At 61.9% G+C, this 16,722-nt stretch carries 14 protein-coding genes and 4 pseudogenes; 8 read left to right on the forward strand and 10 right to left on the reverse strand.

The genetic code is table 11. From position 1 onward, the window contains the following. The 8 genes from BLW24_RS10120 to BLW24_RS25905 all read left to right on the forward strand — a co-directional run bounded on the left by BLW24_RS10120 (position 1) and on the right by BLW24_RS25905 (position 4,965). Positions 1-1,071 (forward strand): baseplate J/gp47 family protein, encoded by a 1,071-nt coding sequence (locus BLW24_RS10120; RefSeq protein WP_090379937.1) that lies wholly within the window; start codon positions 1-3, stop codon positions 1,069-1,071. Next, positions 1,068-1,643, forward strand: coding sequence for a YmfQ family protein (locus BLW24_RS10125; RefSeq protein WP_090379940.1), 576 nt, complete (start codon positions 1,068-1,070; stop codon positions 1,641-1,643). Before BLW24_RS10120 ends, BLW24_RS10125 begins: the two co-directional genes overlap by 4 nt. Continuing rightward, positions 1,643-2,578 carry a gp53-like domain-containing protein gene (locus tag BLW24_RS10130; protein WP_090379943.1) on the forward strand — a complete coding sequence of 312 codons (936 nt, stop codon included), beginning with the start codon at positions 1,643-1,645 and terminating at the stop codon, positions 2,576-2,578. Before BLW24_RS10125 ends, BLW24_RS10130 begins: the two co-directional genes overlap by 1 nt. Positions 2,579-2,591: 13 nt before the next feature. Beyond that, positions 2,592-3,182, forward strand: coding sequence for a hypothetical protein (locus tag BLW24_RS10135; protein WP_090379946.1), 591 nt, complete (start codon positions 2,592-2,594; stop codon positions 3,180-3,182). A 2-nt stretch (positions 3,183-3,184) separates the two neighbouring features. Beyond that, on the forward strand, positions 3,185-3,676 hold the full coding sequence (locus BLW24_RS10140) for a C40 family peptidase (protein ID WP_090379950.1): 492 nt from the start codon (positions 3,185-3,187) through the stop codon (positions 3,674-3,676). A gap of 135 nt (positions 3,677-3,811) precedes the next feature. After that, positions 3,812-4,057 (forward strand): Com family DNA-binding transcriptional regulator, encoded by a 246-nt coding sequence (locus BLW24_RS10145; RefSeq protein WP_090379953.1) that lies wholly within the window; start codon positions 3,812-3,814, stop codon positions 4,055-4,057. Beyond that, positions 3,975-4,796 carry a Mom family adenine methylcarbamoylation protein gene (locus tag BLW24_RS10150; protein WP_208600167.1) on the forward strand — a complete coding sequence of 274 codons (822 nt, stop codon included), beginning with the start codon at positions 3,975-3,977 and terminating at the stop codon, positions 4,794-4,796. Before BLW24_RS10145 ends, BLW24_RS10150 begins: the two co-directional genes overlap by 83 nt. Further along, complete coding sequence (locus BLW24_RS25905) at positions 4,786-4,965, forward strand: hypothetical protein (protein WP_167360302.1); 180 nt, start codon at positions 4,786-4,788, stop codon at positions 4,963-4,965. Before BLW24_RS10150 ends, BLW24_RS25905 begins: the two co-directional genes overlap by 11 nt. 189 nt (positions 4,966-5,154) lie before the next feature. Here the strand turns inward: BLW24_RS25905 and BLW24_RS10155 are convergent. The 10 genes and pseudogenes from BLW24_RS10155 to BLW24_RS10195 form a co-directional block, all read right to left on the reverse strand. Continuing rightward, a pseudogene (locus tag BLW24_RS10155) lies at positions 5,155-6,453 on the reverse strand (glutamine synthetase family protein). 23 nt (positions 6,454-6,476) lie between these two features. Beyond that, positions 6,477-7,034 (reverse strand): helix-turn-helix domain-containing protein, encoded by a 558-nt coding sequence (locus tag BLW24_RS10160; RefSeq protein WP_090379955.1) that lies wholly within the window; start codon positions 7,032-7,034, stop codon positions 6,477-6,479. 11 nt (positions 7,035-7,045) lie between these two features. Beyond that, positions 7,046-8,062, reverse strand: a pseudogene (locus BLW24_RS10165) (NAD(P)/FAD-dependent oxidoreductase); the annotation flags it as partial. 142 nt (positions 8,063-8,204) lie between these two features. After that, positions 8,205-8,312, reverse strand: a pseudogene (locus tag BLW24_RS25580) (IS5/IS1182 family transposase); the annotation flags it as partial. Next, positions 8,279-8,485 (reverse strand): FAD-binding protein, encoded by a 207-nt coding sequence (locus tag BLW24_RS10170; RefSeq protein ID WP_090379961.1) that lies wholly within the window; start codon positions 8,483-8,485, stop codon positions 8,279-8,281. The pseudogene BLW24_RS25580 and the gene BLW24_RS10170, both read right to left, overlap by 34 nt. Positions 8,486-8,570: 85 nt before the next feature. Beyond that, positions 8,571-9,026, reverse strand: a complete 456-nt coding sequence (locus BLW24_RS10175) for a GNAT family N-acetyltransferase (RefSeq protein ID WP_090379964.1) — start codon at positions 9,024-9,026, stop codon at positions 8,571-8,573. Between the two features lie 8 nt (positions 9,027-9,034). Continuing rightward, positions 9,035-10,686: pseudogene (locus tag BLW24_RS10180) on the reverse strand (diguanylate cyclase). Then, positions 10,679-11,065, reverse strand: a complete 387-nt coding sequence (locus BLW24_RS10185; RefSeq protein ID WP_090379967.1) for a response regulator — start codon at positions 11,063-11,065, stop codon at positions 10,679-10,681. The pseudogene BLW24_RS10180 and the gene BLW24_RS10185 overlap by 8 nt, the downstream one beginning before the upstream one ends. Further along, a complete protein-coding gene (locus tag BLW24_RS10190; RefSeq protein WP_244161138.1) occupies positions 11,058-15,539 on the reverse strand; it encodes a PAS domain S-box protein in 4,482 nt (1,493 codons plus the stop codon). Before BLW24_RS10190 ends, BLW24_RS10185 begins: the two co-directional genes overlap by 8 nt. A 40-nt stretch (positions 15,540-15,579) precedes the next feature. Beyond that, positions 15,580-16,713 (reverse strand): HDOD domain-containing protein, encoded by a 1,134-nt coding sequence (locus BLW24_RS10195; protein WP_090379970.1) that lies wholly within the window; start codon positions 16,711-16,713, stop codon positions 15,580-15,582. Positions 16,714-16,722: the final 9 nt, after the last annotated feature.

Below are 16,722 nucleotides of genomic sequence, written 5' to 3' on the forward strand. Positions count from 1 at the left end.
ATGGCCTACAGCGCGCCGCCTTTCGAGAGCATCCTTGCCAATATCCTGCGTGACATTCGCAGCCTGCAACCTGAGGCCGATATCGGCACGGACAGTGACCACTATGTCCGCTCGGCCGCCGTCGCAGCGGCTATCGAAGGCATCTATCAGAAGCTTGCCTGGCTGTACCGCCAGATTTTCCCTGACACAGCCGACAAAGACGAACTGGTGCGCACCGCAGCGGATCGCGGTGTGTTCCTCAAGCTGGCCGTAGGCGCTGGCGACAGCGTTGCACTAACCGGCGCACCGGGCGTCGAGTTGCTCCAGGGCGCCACGCTCAAGCACCTGGCCAGCGGTGAGCTATTCACTGCGACTTCTAGCGCGATGATTGGCACAGGTGGCACTGCCACGGTGAGCGTGGTTGCGCAGACGCCGGGCACTGCCCTCAATGATTTGACCGGGGCACTCACCCTCACCAGTCCGCCTCTAGGCATGGATGCGGCTGCCGCATTCATTGGCAGCACGACCGGTGGCGAAGATGAAGAAACTATCGAGTCGCTGCTGGTACGGCTGCTGGAGATCATGCAAGAACCGCCAGCCGGTGGCGCGACCTATGACTACGAACGCTGGGCCAAAGAAGTGCCAGGAGTAGTTGATGCGCTGGTGCTACCTAAGCGCCGTGGCGGCGGAACTGTCGATGTGGTGATTACTGGCAGCGATGGCGTTCCATCGGCCGAGGTAACCGCCGCCTGCCAGGCGCATATCGAAGATCAGTGCACTGTCATTGGTGACATCTGGGTTTTCGTCCCGGTTGAACGGGCAGTGAATAGCACAGCTCAAGTGGAGCTGAATGGCGACTACACGCTAGCGGAAGTTCGAGGCTTCGCGCAGAAAGCCTATACGGCGTTGCTCGGTGCAAAGAAGCCACGAGAGCCGCTCAAGCGCTCGCAGATCGAGGCGATGATCAACAACCTGCCAGGTGTGTCTGATCGAGTGGTGAATACGCCTGCGGGCAATGTGGCCGCGTCGGACGACCCTGCCCAAATCGGCTGGATTCGCCCAGGCACCATCACTCTTGAGTTGATGCCGTGACGCGCCTGGCTGACCAACTGCGGTTATTGCTCCCACCTGTTTCGTATGACAGCAACGCCCCGCGTCTTTCCGCTGTCATCGAGGCAGAGGCTGCGGCTCTCGAAGACGGGGAGAAAAGCGCCGAGAACGTTTATCTGACGATATTTCCCGACAGCGGCGAAGGCCTAGCGGATTGGGAGCGTGTACTGCGTTTGCCCGATCCGTGCTTGGCCGGCGAGCAGCAGACCGTTCGGCAGCGTGTGCAGGCTGTTCTCAGCAAGCTGCAAAGTCGTGGCGGTCAAAGTCGTCCTTTCTTTATCGCGCTGGCCAAGGCCCTTGGTTACGACATCACCATCACTGTCTTTCGTCCCGCACGCGCCGGCCTGGCCCGTGCGGGTGACGCCGTCAACGGCGGCGACTGGTCATTTACCTGGCGTGTTAATGCCCCAGCCGTAACGGTCACCCATGCAGCTGCCGGCTTAGCCGGTGCGGGAGCCCCGCTCGCTGCCTGGGGTAACAAGGCTCTCGAATGTCGGCTGGGTCAAATGAGGCCCGCCGAATCCATCCTCATCTTCGGCTATGGAGACAACTGATGCAGAAGATCAGCGACAGCACCGCGACGGCAACGCCAGCGGGTGAATTTACAGAAGGCAGTGCGGCCGGAGGTGTTCCGTCCACTTTAATCAAGGCAGCTTGGCTGACCACAATTCAGCGTGAGTTGATTGCTCTGCTTCAAGCAGCCGCATTGGAGCCGGATGTTGAAGATGATGCCCAGGTTTTGGCCGCCGTTCAGGCCTTGATCAGCGCCGGTCTTGCTAACAAGCAGCCGCAAGACGCAACCCTCACAGCTCTGGCCTCGCTGGGCACCGCCGCGAATCAGATGATTTACTCGACAGGGCCGGATGCTTTCGCACTGACCGCGCTCTCAGCCTTTATCCGTACCCTGCTGGATGACGCCGATGCAGCAGCTGCGCGCACCACGCTGGGCGCTGCACCACTGGCCAGCCCTGCGCTCACCGGCACGCCGACAGTGCCAACTGCTGCGCCTGGGACTAATAACACCCAGGCCGCCTCTACGGGCTTTGTGCAAGCTGCAATCGCGGCGATAGCAACGGCTACAGAAGTGCTGAAAGGCATCCTGCGGATTGGCACTCAAGCAGAGGTCAATGCGGGAACGCTCGATGATGTTGCCGTCACACCCAAGAAGCTTCGTTTCGGATTCTCCATGAGTCTCACGGCGAATGGCTACATCACATTCCCGACCTGGCTGGGCGGGCTGATCGTCCAATGGGGAACCTCTGGGGCGGTGACGTATGACGCCCGCCTAACAGTCAGCTATCCCATCGCATTCCCGAATGCCTGCTTCGCGGTTCTAACGAACTACAAAGCACCTGCCACCCAGACTGATCACTGCCAGTCATACGGCGTTGCCAACGTTGGTACGACCTCATTCCAGGTGGAGAACCAATGGGTTTATGGCGGCAACGCGGGCAACTTCACGGCCGTCTGGGTTGGATTCGGTTACTAAGAGGAAGCAGAAAATGCGCTATTACAGTAAGACTACCGGCTGCACCTATTTGGCGGGTGTCCACCAAAACCAAATGCCGGGCGATGCCGTTCCAATCACCGAGGAGCGCTATCTCTCGGTCATTGCCAACCCTCCACTGGGCAAGGTTAGAGGCCACGACTCTGAAGGGTTGCCGATCCTGATTGATCCGCCAGTGCAACCACTATCGGCTGCCGCCATATGCAGTTCAGTCGATGCCGCAGCTGACAAGGCCCGCGCCAAAGTCGCCGGTGACCCGCTGCGAGCCGTTGAGTACGAGCGTGCCGCCACCGATGCGCAGACCTTCGCCGCCGCCAACTACCAGGGCGCTGTGCCGCCAATGGTCGCGGCCTGGGCCATCAACGGCCGCACAGCCCAGCAAGCAGCAGATGACATCCTGCGCGAGGCCGCCCAATACAACGCCGCCCTGGTGCAACTGCGCACCGTGCGTCTGAATGCCAAGGAAATGATTCGTACGGCCATGGCCGCAGGCAACATCGAGCAAGCCCAGGACATCGCAGCGGAAACCATCGCCAGCATCGAGGCCGCCGTGGCAGGTGTGGGTAATAACGCGGTGGGAGCTTAACTATGGGCTCCGTTCGCGTTCTATTTACCCGCCGCCACCACCCTGGCAGCGTTGCTATTCGCGCCGCCACCTGGTCGGCTTGGTCGCACGTTGACCTGGTCGATGACTTGGGCACTGCGCCGGTACTGATCGGAGCCATCGCCTTAAAGGGCGTTGTCGCGGAAAGTCTTGAGCGCCGTCTGACCCTGGCCAGCCGCGCCGCCCTGGTCAAGTTCCCGGCCGCCAATCCGGCCGCCGTGATCGCCGCCGCCCGCAGCCAGTTGGGCAAGCCCTATGACTGGTCAGGCATTGCCGGCCTGGTAGCCCGCAACCGGGATTGGCAAGAAGACGACAGCTGGTTTTGCAGTGAGCTAGTGCCTTGGGCCTTCGCCCAGAGCGGATCGCCGATATTCCGCCAAGACATGGTCGGACGCATCACACCGCAACACCTATGGATGCTCGCCCACCCATACCAGCGGCCAGAACGGCCACTGGAGTTATTGAATTTGATGTAAGAGAGGGCGGCCAGTTCTCGTGTTCCAGCACCAGAACTGACCGCCAGCCAGCAGTCCAAGCCTGCAAGCCAGCCAAGGCCCTCCCACTCTCGCGAGAGCGGGGCAAGCCTATCTGAAATAAGGCTTTTTTGCAGAATGATTGACATACGTTGTGGCGGCTGTAGCCGCCTACTTGTCCGCGTTAGCGGGTGCTACACCCTACAAGTCAAGTGCCCGCGCTGCCGGACACTTAATAGTCAGACAGCCACGAGCTGCCCCCCTGAACGCCCACGAGCGTCTCCAAATATGGAAACGACTCGTGGCAAAACAGAAACCCTCGTATCACCCGCAACACCCAGGCACGTTCACTGCGCCGACAACAACGCAGCCAGGCTTCATTGAAGGGGCTGACGCCACCGCTGGCTTTGGGCACCGCGACTTCTATATCGCGGTCATCCCCAGGGTCGAGGCGGTTGGCATCATCAGGGCCAACCACTACTCCAGGCGCATTGTCGCCAATAGCTTTATTCACCTGGGCGTTTGGGTGGATGGGGTTATGCGTGGCGTGTTGCAGTTCGGCTATGCCCTCAACCCGAGGGCGGCCGACAAGATCGTGGCAGGCACGGAGATAGGCCAGTACCTGGAGTTAAACCGCATGTGGCTCGATGACGTAGCGCCCCGCAACAGCGAAAGTCGGGCGCTGAGCTACTGCTTCAAGTACATCAGACGAGCATGCCCAACCGTGGCCTGGATTCAGTCCTTCGCGGATGAGCGCTGCGGGGCTTGGGGAGTTGTCTATCAGGCCGCGAACTTCCATTACTTTGGCCACCACTGGACAAGCTTCTACGAGCTGGACGGCGAGACCTACCACAGCCAGCTGTTAAGCCGGCACAAAGCCAGTGGTGGGCGAGCGCAGTACCTGCGAGAGAACCTAGGCCGTGCAACCATCCACAGGCTCAGGCAGTTCCGCTACATCTATATGGTTAAGCAGTCCTGGCTGAAGCGCTGCAAGGTTGCCCCGTTGCCCTACCCAAAGCCCGGCCAACCTCTTCCAGATCGGCGCAGGCATCGCCGGCTTGCCCAGGTGCCAAACACCGCGCAAAATTTACCGGTGAGGCGCACGCCGCGCGATGCCAAATAGCATGCAAGGCGGTGCCAAAACCGCTGCGCGCTTACACTTTGCCGGCAGCGTTGACTGGCCGTCGGCACTGCTGGCCGTGGCGGCGGCGCTGCTGCGCTTCAAGCGTGGGGGGATGGAGGTGCTGCTGGTGTCGGCGCTGGCCGGGTTGGCGGTGTATCTGCTGCGTTGAAGTCGCGCGCCCGCTGCCAAGGCAACGGGCGCGCGGCGCAGTTACGGTTTGCAGGTTGTTGAAAACGTAGGCGAGGCCGGCAAGACAAGGCAAAAACAGGCGAGGAAGCGGAGTTTACGAGCTGTAAATGAGCATTCCGAGCCTGTTTTTAACGCAGTATTGCCAACGTAGGTAATTTTCAACGACCTGTTACATAAACCAGCGGTATTCCCGCGCACTCACTTCCTGCATAAAGGCCAGGTGGTCCTGGCGCTTGTTCTCGCAATAGACCATCACGAACTCACTGCCCAGACCCTGGTTGACTACCGGGTGGTCGCGCATGGCACTGACCGCGCCGAGCATGTCCTGGGGAAAGTCGATGCCGCTCTGGCGGTTCTCGTTGAGCGGTGCGATGGGTTCCCTGCCGGCATCCAGGCCATGTTCCATACCGGTGAGGATCGCCGCCAGCACCAGATAAGGGTTGGCGTCGGCGCCGGCCAGGCGGTCCTCGAAGCCCCAGCTGGCGCGGCTGGCGGCGTTGACCATGGCGCCATAGCGGCGGAAGGCGTTGTGGTTGGCGGCGAAGATCGGCATGCAGTGCGGCAGCAACTCCAGGCAGCCGGCCACCGCATGGCGCAGCGGTCGTTGTTCGTCGGCGGCCAGCAGGTTGTTACCTGCGTCGTCGTACAGGCTGACGTGCACATGCATGCCGCTGCCCGGCGCGTGCAGGTAGGGCTTGCTCATAAAGCTGGCGCGCTGGCCGTGCTTGAGCGCCACACCGCGGGTGCTGCGACAGAACAGGGCGGCCCAGTCGGCGGCGCGCAGACCGTCGTCACAATGGCCGAAGTTGATCTCGAACTGGCCGGGGCCGAGTTCGGCGGTAATCACATTGGCGTCCACGCCCTGTTCATTGGCAGCGTCGACGATCTAGTGCAGCACATCGGCGAAGCGCGACAGCCGTTCGATATGCATATTCGGCTGGTCGTCGGCATCGTCGGCATCGTCGCACAGCGGGTCGCGGGGGAACTGCGGCAGGCCGTCCTGCAGCTTGCGGTCGAACAGGTAGAACTCCAGCTCGAACGCCACCACCGGGCGGATGCCTCGCGCTTCCAGGCGTTTGAGCACGCGGGCGAGCACTTCACGGGGCTCGAATTCGATCGGTGCTTCGGTGCCATCGGAGCTGATCAGCATCTGCGCCAGCGGCTGGTTTTCCCAGCGCACCGGTTTGAGCGTTCCAGGGATCAGCCGGCGCGGCGCGTCCGGGTCGCCGTCGTTGAAGCAGTAATCACCAATCGGGTGCAGGCCGCCCTGCACGCCGAGCAGCACGCAGTTCTGCGGGATTTTCAGCGGGCTGCCGGCGGCGACCTTCTCCAGCATCTCGATGGGGTAGCGCTTGCCGTAGAAATGTCCGGGAATATCCAGGCTGATCAGGTCGACATAACGCACCTTGGGGTGGGCGCTGCGGAAGGCGCGGACTTCGCTGAGCAGGTCGGGGAATGCTGTTGTTATTGTCATGGGGGTATCTGCGCGGATCAGGTGAAGATCCAGAGCACTCGTGTGGGTAAGTCGGTGAGGTTGGCGTAGCGAAATTGCGCGTGCGGCGGCAGCTGGAAGCTGTCATTCGGGCCGAGGGTGACCGGCTCGGCAGCGTCGCCGTACCAGATCGTCAGCTCGCCTTCGAGGACAAAGCCGCCCTGTTCGGAGCTGTCGTTCAAATGTCCATCGCCGCTGGTGGCACCGGGGGCCAGGCGACTTTCGAGCATGGAGAAACCGCCCGACATGGTCGGCGAGGCCAGTACATCGGTGATGCCGCCGGCGTAGTACAGCGTGCGGCGCTCGCCGGGGCGGGTGACCCAGGGCACAGCACGAGGCTTGCTCAGGCTGTAGAAATAGGTGGTCGGCACGCCGAGGCTTTCGCTGATTGCCGTCAGGTCGGCCACAGTCGGGCGCGACAGGCCGCGTTCAACCTGGGAGAGAAAGCCCACCGAGCGGTCGATGCGTGCGGCCAGCTCACCCAGGGTGAGGTTCTTGTGCTTGCGCAGGTCGCGGATCAGGATCGCCAGGCCTTCGATTTCTTCCTGCATGTCCATGGGCACCTTCCTTAAATAACGTCACGCAGGCGATACCAGGCCTTGCCCACGGCCTCGATGGGCGCAGCGAGCAGGTCGCCGCCGGGGAAGCGCGGGTTGCTCAGGCCTTGGTACAACTCGAGCAGCTCGCTGTCGCCGAGGATCGCGTCGCTGACCGCACGGGCGGCGGCCAGGGTCGGCAGGATGCCGTGGCCGGAGAAGCCTTGTAGCCAGTACTTCTGAGCGCTGCGGCCGACGTCCGGGGTGCGGTGCATGGTGCAGTCGATATGCCCGCCCCAGCCATAGTCGATCTGCACGCCGCGCAGTTGCGGGAACACCCGCTCCAGATACGGCCGGGTGGCTGCCGGCACGTCCGCCGGAATACCGCCGAGGTAGGTGCAGCCGCCGCCGAACAGCAGGCGGTTGTCCGGGGTGACGCGGAAATAGTCCGGTACGAACTGGTTATCGATGGCGCAGGTGCCGCGTGGGAACAGCGAGCGCGCCAGCTGAGGGTCCAGTGGCGCAGTGGCGACCTGGTAGGAACCGACCGGCAGCAGGCGCTTCGACAGTTGTGGATCGAGCTTGTCGATATAGGCGTTGCAGGCCAGTACCAGCAGATCGCTGCGAATCTCGCCTTGTTCGGTGCGTGCCAGATAACCGTCTGCCGTTTCTTGATAGTTCAGCGCCTTGCTCTGCTCGAAGATCTTGCCGCCGGCTTTCTCGAAGGCATCGGCCAGCCCCTGGGCCAGTTTCAGCGGGTTGAGGTGGGCGGCGCCGCGGTCATGCAGGGCAGCCAGGTAACGCGGGCTGGCGATCCACTGCGGCAGTTCGTCCTTGGGGATAAAACTCAGCTGCGTATAGCCGTATTTCTGCTCGGCTTCTTCCAGGCTTTCCTGCAGCTGGCGCACGCGGCGTGGCAGCACGGCGGTGTAGATCGCGCCGGTGTGGTAGTCGATATCAAAGTTGTGCCGTTCGGGCAGCTCGCGCATTTCCTCGGCGGCCCAGACCATGCTGTCCCACAGGCGGCGGGCGCGTTCCAGGCCTAGGGATGGTCTGAAGTAGCCATGTATTTCTGGCTGACTTCAGCCCCGCCGATTTTGAAAGCGGCAAATCGATCAAAAACGATCAGATTACCCATTCATTTCTGTGTTTTTAGCCGCCGCGAGTAGCTCGCGGCAGCCATTTCCCGCATTACAGGCGCACCTCTCCTGCATTGGTCAGTAAATGTCGGCGTGCCATCCACAGGTTCGACAGCGCGAACAGCGTCACCAGTTGCGCCGTGTTCTTGGCCAAGCCACGACCTTCTTGCCCGCCAGGGCCAGGCGCAGCGCCGTGTGCAGCCCGCTGAAACCGCCACCGATAATCAGCACCTCACGCTGCAACGCTTCCTGCAGGCGCGGCCGCAGCGGGATCGGACCCGGATAGGTGCCGGCGTAGTAGGTGCCGATATGCTGGGCGGATTGTCTGAACATGGCGCGCCTCATGAAATTCTATTTGGTTAATTTCATGAAAATCTACGTGATAAATTTCATAAAGCCAAGCGAGAAGACACCTGAACTAGCCGAAGTCGATAGCCAGACGCAGGCGATCCCTATGCTGCAGGCCCTGTTCGAATAGTGGCTCGAGGTAGTGTTGCAGGAAGTAATCCGGTTCGACCGCGTACACCCGCAGGCCGGCGCGCTGGTAGAAGGTCAGTTGGTGGCCGAAGCTGCCGGTGGCGACTTCCAGGCGTGTAGCGCCCAACTGCCTGGCGCTGTGCAGAGCATGTTGCAGCAGCTGTGTGCCGATGCCCTGGGCCTGGCAGTTCGGCGCGACGGCGATATTCATCAGCTCCAGCGTGCCGAGGCTGCGCGCCTGCAGCACATAGGCGCCGACAGTCACGCCATTCTGTTGCGCGCGGTAGCAATGGCCGGCCGCCAGGTAGGCCTGTACATGCGGCAGATGCGGATCGGCTTCCAGCAGCAGGTCCATGGGTAGCTGCGCGGCGTCGCAGGCGCGAATATCCAGGCTCATGGTCAGCTTCAGCGCACCTGATTGCGGCCGTTGTGTTTGGCCTCGTACAACGCGCGGTCGGCCTTATCCAGCAGGTCGTCGGCACTCGCCGGGGGGCTTCGGTGGAGGCGATGCCAGCGCTCAGGGTTACCGAGAACTGCTGGCCATGGGCGATAAACTGCAGCTCGGCAAAGCGCTGGCGAATTTCATCGAGGATGCGCAATGCCTGATCCGACGGGCAGTCCGGCAGTACCACGAGGAATTCTTCGCCACCATAGCGGCCCAGGCTGTCGATGCGTCGCAGGCGTTGGCGCAGCAGGTTGGCCAGGGCGCGAATCACGTTGTCACCGGCGGCATGGCCGTAGCTGTCGTTGACCTTCTTGAAGAAGTCGATATCCAGCATCGCCACGCTGGCCGGCTTGCCGCTACGCAGTGCGCGTTCCAGTTCGACCGCTGCCTGCTCCTTGATATCGGCGTGCTTGAGCAGCCCGGTGAGGCTGTCGCGCGCCAGCGCATTGCTCAACAGGCGCGCGCGCTGGGCGCGGGAGAACACGGCGGCGACCAGGGCATTGTCGGAAATCGGTTTGGTGACGAAGTCATCGCCGGCCTTGATCAGTGCGTTCATCTGACGGTTGATATCGGTTTCTGCCGACAGGTAGATGATCGGCACGCGCAGCCAGTCGTCGTTCATGCGGATGATCTGCGCCAGCTCTGGGCCGGTGCAACCGGGCATGCTGACGTCCAGTAGGACTACCTCGGGGTTAAAGCTGCGCATGCTGGCGAAGATGTCGGCGGGCTCGTGAAGCATCTCCACCAGCATATTGGCGCCGCGCAGAATCAGGCTGAAACGGCTGGCCAGCTCGAGGTCGTCGTCGATGATCAGCACCCGATACGGCTCGCCCTGTTGCTGGGCGAAGCAGCGCTCCAGGCGGTTCTCCAGTTGCGGAATGTCCACCGGCTTGGTGAAAAAAACCATGGCGCCAACACGCACGGCTTCCAGGTAGGTGGCGAAATCGTCCTGGGTGGTGATCACCAGCAGCGGCAGCGGTTCGTCCAGGCGCTGTTGCAGACTGGCGGCATATCCCAGGCCGGTGAGGCTTTCGTCGGGCAGGTTGACGTCGACGATCAGCGCATCGGGCAGTTGCTCTTGCAGCGCGGCGTCGAGCTCGCTGATGCGGCTGAAGTGCTCGGCGTGATAGCCGAAATTGTTCAGCGTCAGGCGCATGTTTTCGCCAATCGACAACTGGTCTTCGAGGATATAGATGCGCCGCGCGCTGCTGTTCGGCCGCGGCGGCTTGACCGTGCGGGTAGCGGTTTCCTGGCTACGTTCGGCCTGAAACTGTTGGCGCGCCAGTTGCTGCAGGCTGCGGCTGAAGTCCTGCAGGCTCTGTTGTTCCTGCTGCAGGGTTTCCAGCCACTGATCGGCTTCCAGTTCCAGCTCGCGGGCGCGCTGGCCGAGGCTGCTGAAGCCGAAGGTTCCAGCGGCGCCGGCCAGCTTGTGCAATTGGTCGCGCAGGCTTTGCAGGTGCTGCAGCTGCTCCTGCGGGTCGGCGGCGTGCAACAGGCGTTCGGCGTTCTGTGCGAGGGCGGGCAGTTCTACCTGCAGGCGCACGGCGAAGGCATTGCTCAACTGCTGCAGATGTTGCTGCAGTTCATCGGCGGTGTTTTTGCCTTTACTCAAGGGCCAGGCTCCAGATCTTGCGCACCTGCGCGGCCAGCTGCATGGGGTCGAAGGGTTTGATGATCACGTCGCGGGCGCCGAGGCTACGGTAATGGGCGACTTCCGTCGGTTGCACCTTGGCGGTCATAAAGGCCACTGGCACCTGGTTGATGTCGATCAGCCGGGCGATCTGCGCCAGGGTTTGTGGGCCGTCCATGTCCGGCATCATCACATCCAGCAGGATAAAGTCCGGAGCAAAGCCCTGCAGTTGATCCAGCGCGTCCCGACCGGATGAGCAGCTGAGCACCTGAAAGCCGCCCACCGCTTCGAGTGCCAGCTTGGCTACGGCCTGGATCGATGGATCGTCTTCCACGTGCAGGATGCGTTGCAACTCAGGCATGCCGATTTTCCTCGGGGCTGGCGGGCGATTCGGGCGTCGTCTCTAGGGCCAGGGTAGCCAGTTCGAACCAGAAAGTCGCGCCGTGACCGGGGCTGGAGTGGAAACCGATCTTTCCGCCTATGCGTTCGATGATTTCCTTGCTGATCGCCAGGCCCAGGCCAGTGCCGCCTTTCTGCCGGGTGTCGGTGGCGTCGGCCTGGGAGAATTTGCTGAAAATCCGCGCCTGGAAATTTTCCGGCACACCGGGGCCGTGGTCGGTCACGCTGACGCGGACAAGCGCGTCGTGTTGCTCTACCCGCACTTCCACTGTTTGCCCCTGAGGCGAGAACTTCGCCGCATTTGATAGCAGGTTGGCCAGTACCTGGGCCAGACGCAGTTTGTCGACGCGCACGCGGGCCTGGGTCGGCGGGCCTTGTAGCTGCAGTTGCACCTGGTAGTGGCTGGCGTATGGCTGGTTTTCTTCGATGGCCTGTTCCAATAGTGGTTGCAGCGCTTCATCGTGCAGCTCGAAAAGCATCTTGCCGGCCACCAGCTTTTCCATATCGAGCAGGTCGTTGATCAGCAGGTTGAGGCGTTGGCTGTTGTCCTGGGCGATTTGTAGCATCTGCTGAATAGCCTCAGGTACTTCGCCCAGCACGCCACCATTGATCAGGCCAAGTGAGCCTGAGATGGCGGTGAGCGGGGTGCGCAGTTCGTGGCTGACGGTGGAGACGAATTCGTTTTTCATTCGCTCGATGCGTTTGCGCTCTTCGATATCCCGGATTACCGCGATAAAACGCCGCTCGCCCTGGTGGCTGATCTGCGAGATGGCCAGCTCGATGGTGAATGTCTCGCCATTGCTGCGCATGGCGGTCAGCTCGATTTCCTTGCCGAGCATCTGTTGGATGCCGGTTTTCAGGAAGTGGCTGAGGTAGCGTGCGCGCATCGAGCGCTGTGGTTCGGGCAATAGCAAGGTCCCGCGGTGCCCGGACACCTCCAGGTGGCTGTAGCCGAAGATGCGCTCGGCAGCGTGGTTGAAGGTTTCGATATAGCCCTGCTGATCGATGGTAATAATCGCGTCGAGCACGTTGTCGAGCAGGGCGCGTAGGTAGTCCTCGCGTTCCCTAATGGCCATTTCTGAAGCGATACGCTCGTTGAAGTCCTGAATCTGCACCACGAAGTGCACCGGCTTATCGTCGCTGTCGCGTACCAGCGATACGCTCATCAGTACCCAGATGATCCGCCTCTGGCTGTCCAGGTAGCGTTTCTCCATCTGGTAGGTGCTGATCTCACCGGCTAGCAGCTCCTCAATATGCTGCAAGTCGGCTTCCAGGTCGTCTGGGTGGGTGATCTGCTGGAAGTCGCTGCACAGTAACTGCTCGCGGCTGTAGCCGAGCATTTCACAGAGTTGATCATTAACTTCCAGCCACTGCCCTTGCAGCGAGACCAGAGCCATGCCCTGAGGCGCCAGGCTGAACGCGTTGCTGAAGCGCTGCTGGCTAAGGCGCAGCTGATCCTCCACCGCCTTGCGGTCGCTGATGTCCCAGATAAAGCCGGAAATCCATTGCAGCTCGCCGTGGTTATCGTATTCGCCGCGGCCCTTTTCCCGTACCCAGACGCTGTGGCCGTCGGCATGCAGCAGGCGGTAGGTCAGCTCGAAGGATTCCTGGCGCTCGATAGCAGCTACTGCGCGGTAGGTGATGGGCAGGTCGTCGGGATGCACCACGCTGGAAAAGCTGCGTACGCGGTTGTTGATAAAGTCGCTAGCCGGGTAGCCGCTGAACGCTTGAATTTCTTCACTGAGGTAGCTCATCGACCAGTCGGCATCGTTGCGGCAGCGGTACACCGCGCCTGGCAGGCTGCTGACCAGGCCACGGAAACGACTTTCGCTTTTTTGCAGGGCGCGGGTGGTCTGCTGCAGGTCGTTGATATCGCTGGCGATGCCCAGGTAACCGGTGATCACCCCTTCGGCATTCCGCATGGCGCTGACGGTGAGGTTGACGATGCGTTGCTCGCCGTTTTTGCGCCGGTAGGTCCACTGGCGGGTTTCCGGCTCGCCCAGGTCGGGGAGGCGAGTAAACACCGTAAAACCGCTGACTTCAGTGCCGAACTGATGACTTAGTTGCTGACCACGCTCCTGTATTTCCTCGGCCAAGTGGAACAGCGCCGGACTGTGCCGACCGATCACTTCTGCGCTGCGATAACCCAGCAGGCGTTCGGCGCCGGAATTGAACAGGGTGATCAGGCCGTCGCAGTCGCTGGTGATGATCGCCACGCCGGTGGCCGAGTCGAGCACCGCTTGCAGGAAGCGTCGTGCCTCTCGCGTCTGCTCTTCATGGCGCATGCGCTCCAGGGTGGCGCCGACCCAGCGGGCGAACAGGCGTATGAATTCTTCGTCGGCATCGTCAAACGCTGTGCTGCGCACTTCGCTTGAGGCGAAGCACAGGGTGCCGAAGCGCTTGCCAGCGACCCAGATACTGGTGCCGATATAGCTTTCCAGGGCGAACAGTGGGTAGCAGGGGTGTGCGGCATGTTCGCTTTGGCCCATGGCTGCAATGGCCAGCACATCGTTGCTGCGCAGGGTGATGCTGCAATAGGTGTCGCCGAGGGTAAAGCACTGGCCGTCCTGCAGGGTATCGGGCGGCGACACCTGCACCCTGACCTGGTAGGTGTCCGCGTCGATCTGACTGATGATGCCGATCGGCATGCCATAGAACTCGGCGCCCAGCTGCAGGGCTTGGCGCAGTTGCTCGTGGGTGCTCAGTTTCGGCAGTGCGGCAATCTCGTTGAGCGCGCGCAGGGCTGCCTGCTGGCGCTGCATGCGCTGCTGGGTCTGCGTGCGCTGGGTATCGCGACGCAGGGCTTCAAGTAACTGGCCGAGGGTGGTCAGCAGCGGTTGCAGTTGGGCGGCGAACTGTTCGTCGTAGCCGCCTGTGCGATTGGCCAGGCCGAGCATGCCGCGCAGCTCGCCGTTGGCGTGAATGGGCAGGCCGGCAAACGCCAGCAAGGGCGGATGCCCCGGCGGCAGACCAGCGCTGTGCGGGTGATTGATCGGGTCGTTGCTGATCAGCATCTGACCGCTGCGGATCACCTGGCCGAACAGGGTGTCGAGGTTGCGAAATTCCAGGCCCTGCGGCGCATGGGCGGCATAGAAGGCGCGGCTTTGTGCGTCCCAGGCGATATTGCTGATGGCGAAGGTGCGCAGAAAAGGCGTGCCGGCTTCGTCATGGCGGATTTCCCCGACAAAGCCGAACTGGCTGGCGCTGACCTCGAGAATGCGCCCGAGCAGGGTGTCGAAAGCCTCGCGCTGGTTGTCCGCGTTGATATAGGCCGCCTGGGTCTGGGTAATCAATGCCAGCAACTGGCGCGACTCTTCAGATTGCTGGTGCTTGTTTTGCAGCTCGGCGTGGTGGCGGCGCATGACCAGTTGGCTGCTGTGCCTTGTGGCCTGCAACAGCAACAGCAAGAGCATTTCCGCGGCGAGCCAGGCCAGCAGCCACTTGATTACCAGCCAGCGCTTGTCGCGCTGGTGCAGGTTGTACAGCGCGGTGATATCGCGCCAGGTCAGGGCCAGTAGCGGGCTGCCGATATTGGCAGGATCAGCCTGATAGCCGTTCAAATACACCTGGTTGAGCAGGTAGGTGCGGCCTTGAACGTCGAGTAGCTTGAAGGTATTGCCTGCTTCGGGGTCTGGCAGACGATGTTGTGTTTGCCAGCGCTGCACCTGCACCTGGGAATAACCTGCCAGGTGCCATTGATTGCGCTTTGTAACCGGTGCGCGCAACGTTTCACCGCTACTGCCTGGCGCTCGTAGTTGGCGCTTGATCAGTAAGGCCACTCCTGCATCCAGTTCGCGGTCCAGCTGTTGCAGGTTGCTCAGCACATCCAGGCTCACCTCCAGCGCGCCGACACTCAGCAGGCCTGCTGGGCTTTCCACCTGCAGGGGCACGATGGCGCGCATGCTCAGGTTGTCGCCACTGGTCGCCAGGCCTGCAGTTGCCACCCCATAGTTCAGGCTGTCGAGCAGCATGGGCCGCTGTGCAGCAGGGAAGTCAGCAAACCACTGCGGCTTATGCACCCGCAGCAGCACCTCGGCCGTAGGCGCCAGATGCACATACAGGGCGAACGGGCGGATGCCTTGCAGGTTGCGCCAGCGCGGGGCGATACGGGTGTACAACTGGCTGCGGATGGCACTCAGGCTGTGTGTGTCTGTCGGATCATTGCTTTGCAGCGCATAGGCCTGGCGCACCAGCTCGACCAGCCAGGAGTCGGCGGCAATGGTTTCGGCCAGCAGCTGCGCCTGTTGCTGCAGCTCCTGCTGGCTGTTGCGCAGGGTCAGGCTTTGCAGTTCATGCTGCTTGGCGATTTGCAGGTTCCACAGGGTTTCCCGCTCATTCAGGGCAAAGCCGCCGAGCACACTGAAAAACAGCGCCAGGCCCAGGCTGCCGAGGCCGACAATCCAGTGGATGGTGTTGGGTTTGAATGGCTTAAGCATCCATCCGCTCCATCGCCTGGCTAGGCATGCAGAACGTCACTCAGCTCAGCCCCGCCAGTCGGCGCAGGCGCGCCAGCTCAGGGTCATCAGGTGCGCTGTTGAGTTCGCAGGCGGCCAGGCGCATGAGGATGTTCTCGCGTTTGACGTTATTGGCCGGCAGGTTGTAGCACGCGCCGATCAGCTCGCGCAGCTGCATTGGCAAGTGCCATTGGGCCTTGATGCTGATGGCAAAGGGGCTGCTGAACTGATCGAGTGCCTGCATAACCTGGGCCTCGCTGAAGCTTTGTCCGCTGTCCTGCCACACCTGCGCCAGATACAGCACACAGAGCTCGCCCATACGGTGTAACAGCGCGGCGGTATGGAAGGGGGCAGGGTCCATGGCGCACTGACGGGCGAGGTGGGTGCTGCGTTCGATCAGCTGCTCGGTACTGTCCAGATGCGCCTGGGCAAACAGGCGCAGCAGGGCGTTATCCAGCGCGCTGCATTGGCGTAGGGCCAGGCTCAGTGCCAGGTTGAGGCTGTTGATCGCGCCGAGTTTGTGCAGCGCCTCAAGTAGATTGGTGCAGGGTTTTTCGACTTGGTTGTAGGCACTGCTGTTGGCCACGGCGAGCAGGCGCGCGCTAAGTGCTGGATCGTGCTGCCACTCGTTGGCCAGCTCGCGCAGGTCGATCTGCTCGCCCTTGAAGTTTTGCAGCAGACGATCACGCACATGCGCCTTGAGTGGTAATTGCAAGGCGCTGCTGGGCAGGCTGCGCAGGTGGTCGAGCAGGTCGTGCGGGGTGTTGCTAGCCTGGGATGGCTGCTCGTCGTTGTCTGCGGGCAATAGGGTTGCCAGGCAAGCCGCAACATGCGCGGCCTGGAAGGGTTTGCTGATAAAAGTGCTGATTTTCAGGGCACGCACGGCCAGTACGCTGGCGCGGTCGGAGCGGCCAGTGATCACCACCAGCGGCGTGCTGCTGTTGTCGCGGCGTACCTGCTCGAGCAGGCGCGTGCCGGGGCCATCCGGCAGGTTCCAGTCGCAGATGACCATGTCGGCCGGGCGCTGCTGCCATTCGCGCAGGGCCGCGCTGACGTTCTCCAGGCATACCACCTGGCAGCAGGGGCGCAGGCTGAGGACGATCTGCTTGAGTAGATCGGCGATCCAGCTGTCGTCTTCCAGAATCATGATCCGCATACGGGGTGC

The organism is Pseudomonas anguilliseptica (assembly GCF_900105355.1).
Lineage (GTDB): Bacteria > Pseudomonadota > Gammaproteobacteria > Pseudomonadales > Pseudomonadaceae > Aquipseudomonas > Aquipseudomonas anguilliseptica.

Coding starts and splice junctions, on each gene's coding strand:
- BLW24_RS25905 (WP_167360302.1), top strand. CDS start 4,786: ATGCCAAATAGCATGCAAGGCGGTGCCAAAACCGCTGCGCGCTTACAC.
- BLW24_RS10130 (WP_090379943.1), top strand. CDS start 1,643: ATGCAGAAGATCAGCGACAGCACCGCGACGGCAACGCCAGCGGGTGAA.
- BLW24_RS10185 (WP_090379967.1), bottom strand. CDS start 11,065: ATGCCTGAGTTGCAACGCATCCTGCACGTGGAAGACGATCCATCGATC.
- BLW24_RS10160 (WP_090379955.1), bottom strand. CDS start 7,034: ATGGACATGCAGGAAGAAATCGAAGGCCTGGCGATCCTGATCCGCGAC.
- BLW24_RS10195 (WP_090379970.1), bottom strand. CDS start 16,713: ATGCGGATCATGATTCTGGAAGACGACAGCTGGATCGCCGATCTACTC.
- BLW24_RS10190 (WP_244161138.1), bottom strand. CDS start 15,539: ATGCTTAAGCCATTCAAACCCAACACCATCCACTGGATTGTCGGCCTC.
- BLW24_RS10120 (WP_090379937.1), top strand. CDS start 1: ATGGCCTACAGCGCGCCGCCTTTCGAGAGCATCCTTGCCAATATCCTG.
- BLW24_RS10170 (WP_090379961.1), bottom strand. CDS start 8,485: ATGTTCAGACAATCCGCCCAGCATATCGGCACCTACTACGCCGGCACC.
- BLW24_RS10175 (WP_090379964.1), bottom strand. CDS start 9,026: ATGAGCCTGGATATTCGCGCCTGCGACGCCGCGCAGCTACCCATGGAC.
- BLW24_RS10135 (WP_090379946.1), top strand. CDS start 2,592: ATGCGCTATTACAGTAAGACTACCGGCTGCACCTATTTGGCGGGTGTC.
- BLW24_RS10145 (WP_090379953.1), top strand. CDS start 3,812: ATGATTGACATACGTTGTGGCGGCTGTAGCCGCCTACTTGTCCGCGTT.
- BLW24_RS10140 (WP_090379950.1), top strand. CDS start 3,185: ATGGGCTCCGTTCGCGTTCTATTTACCCGCCGCCACCACCCTGGCAGC.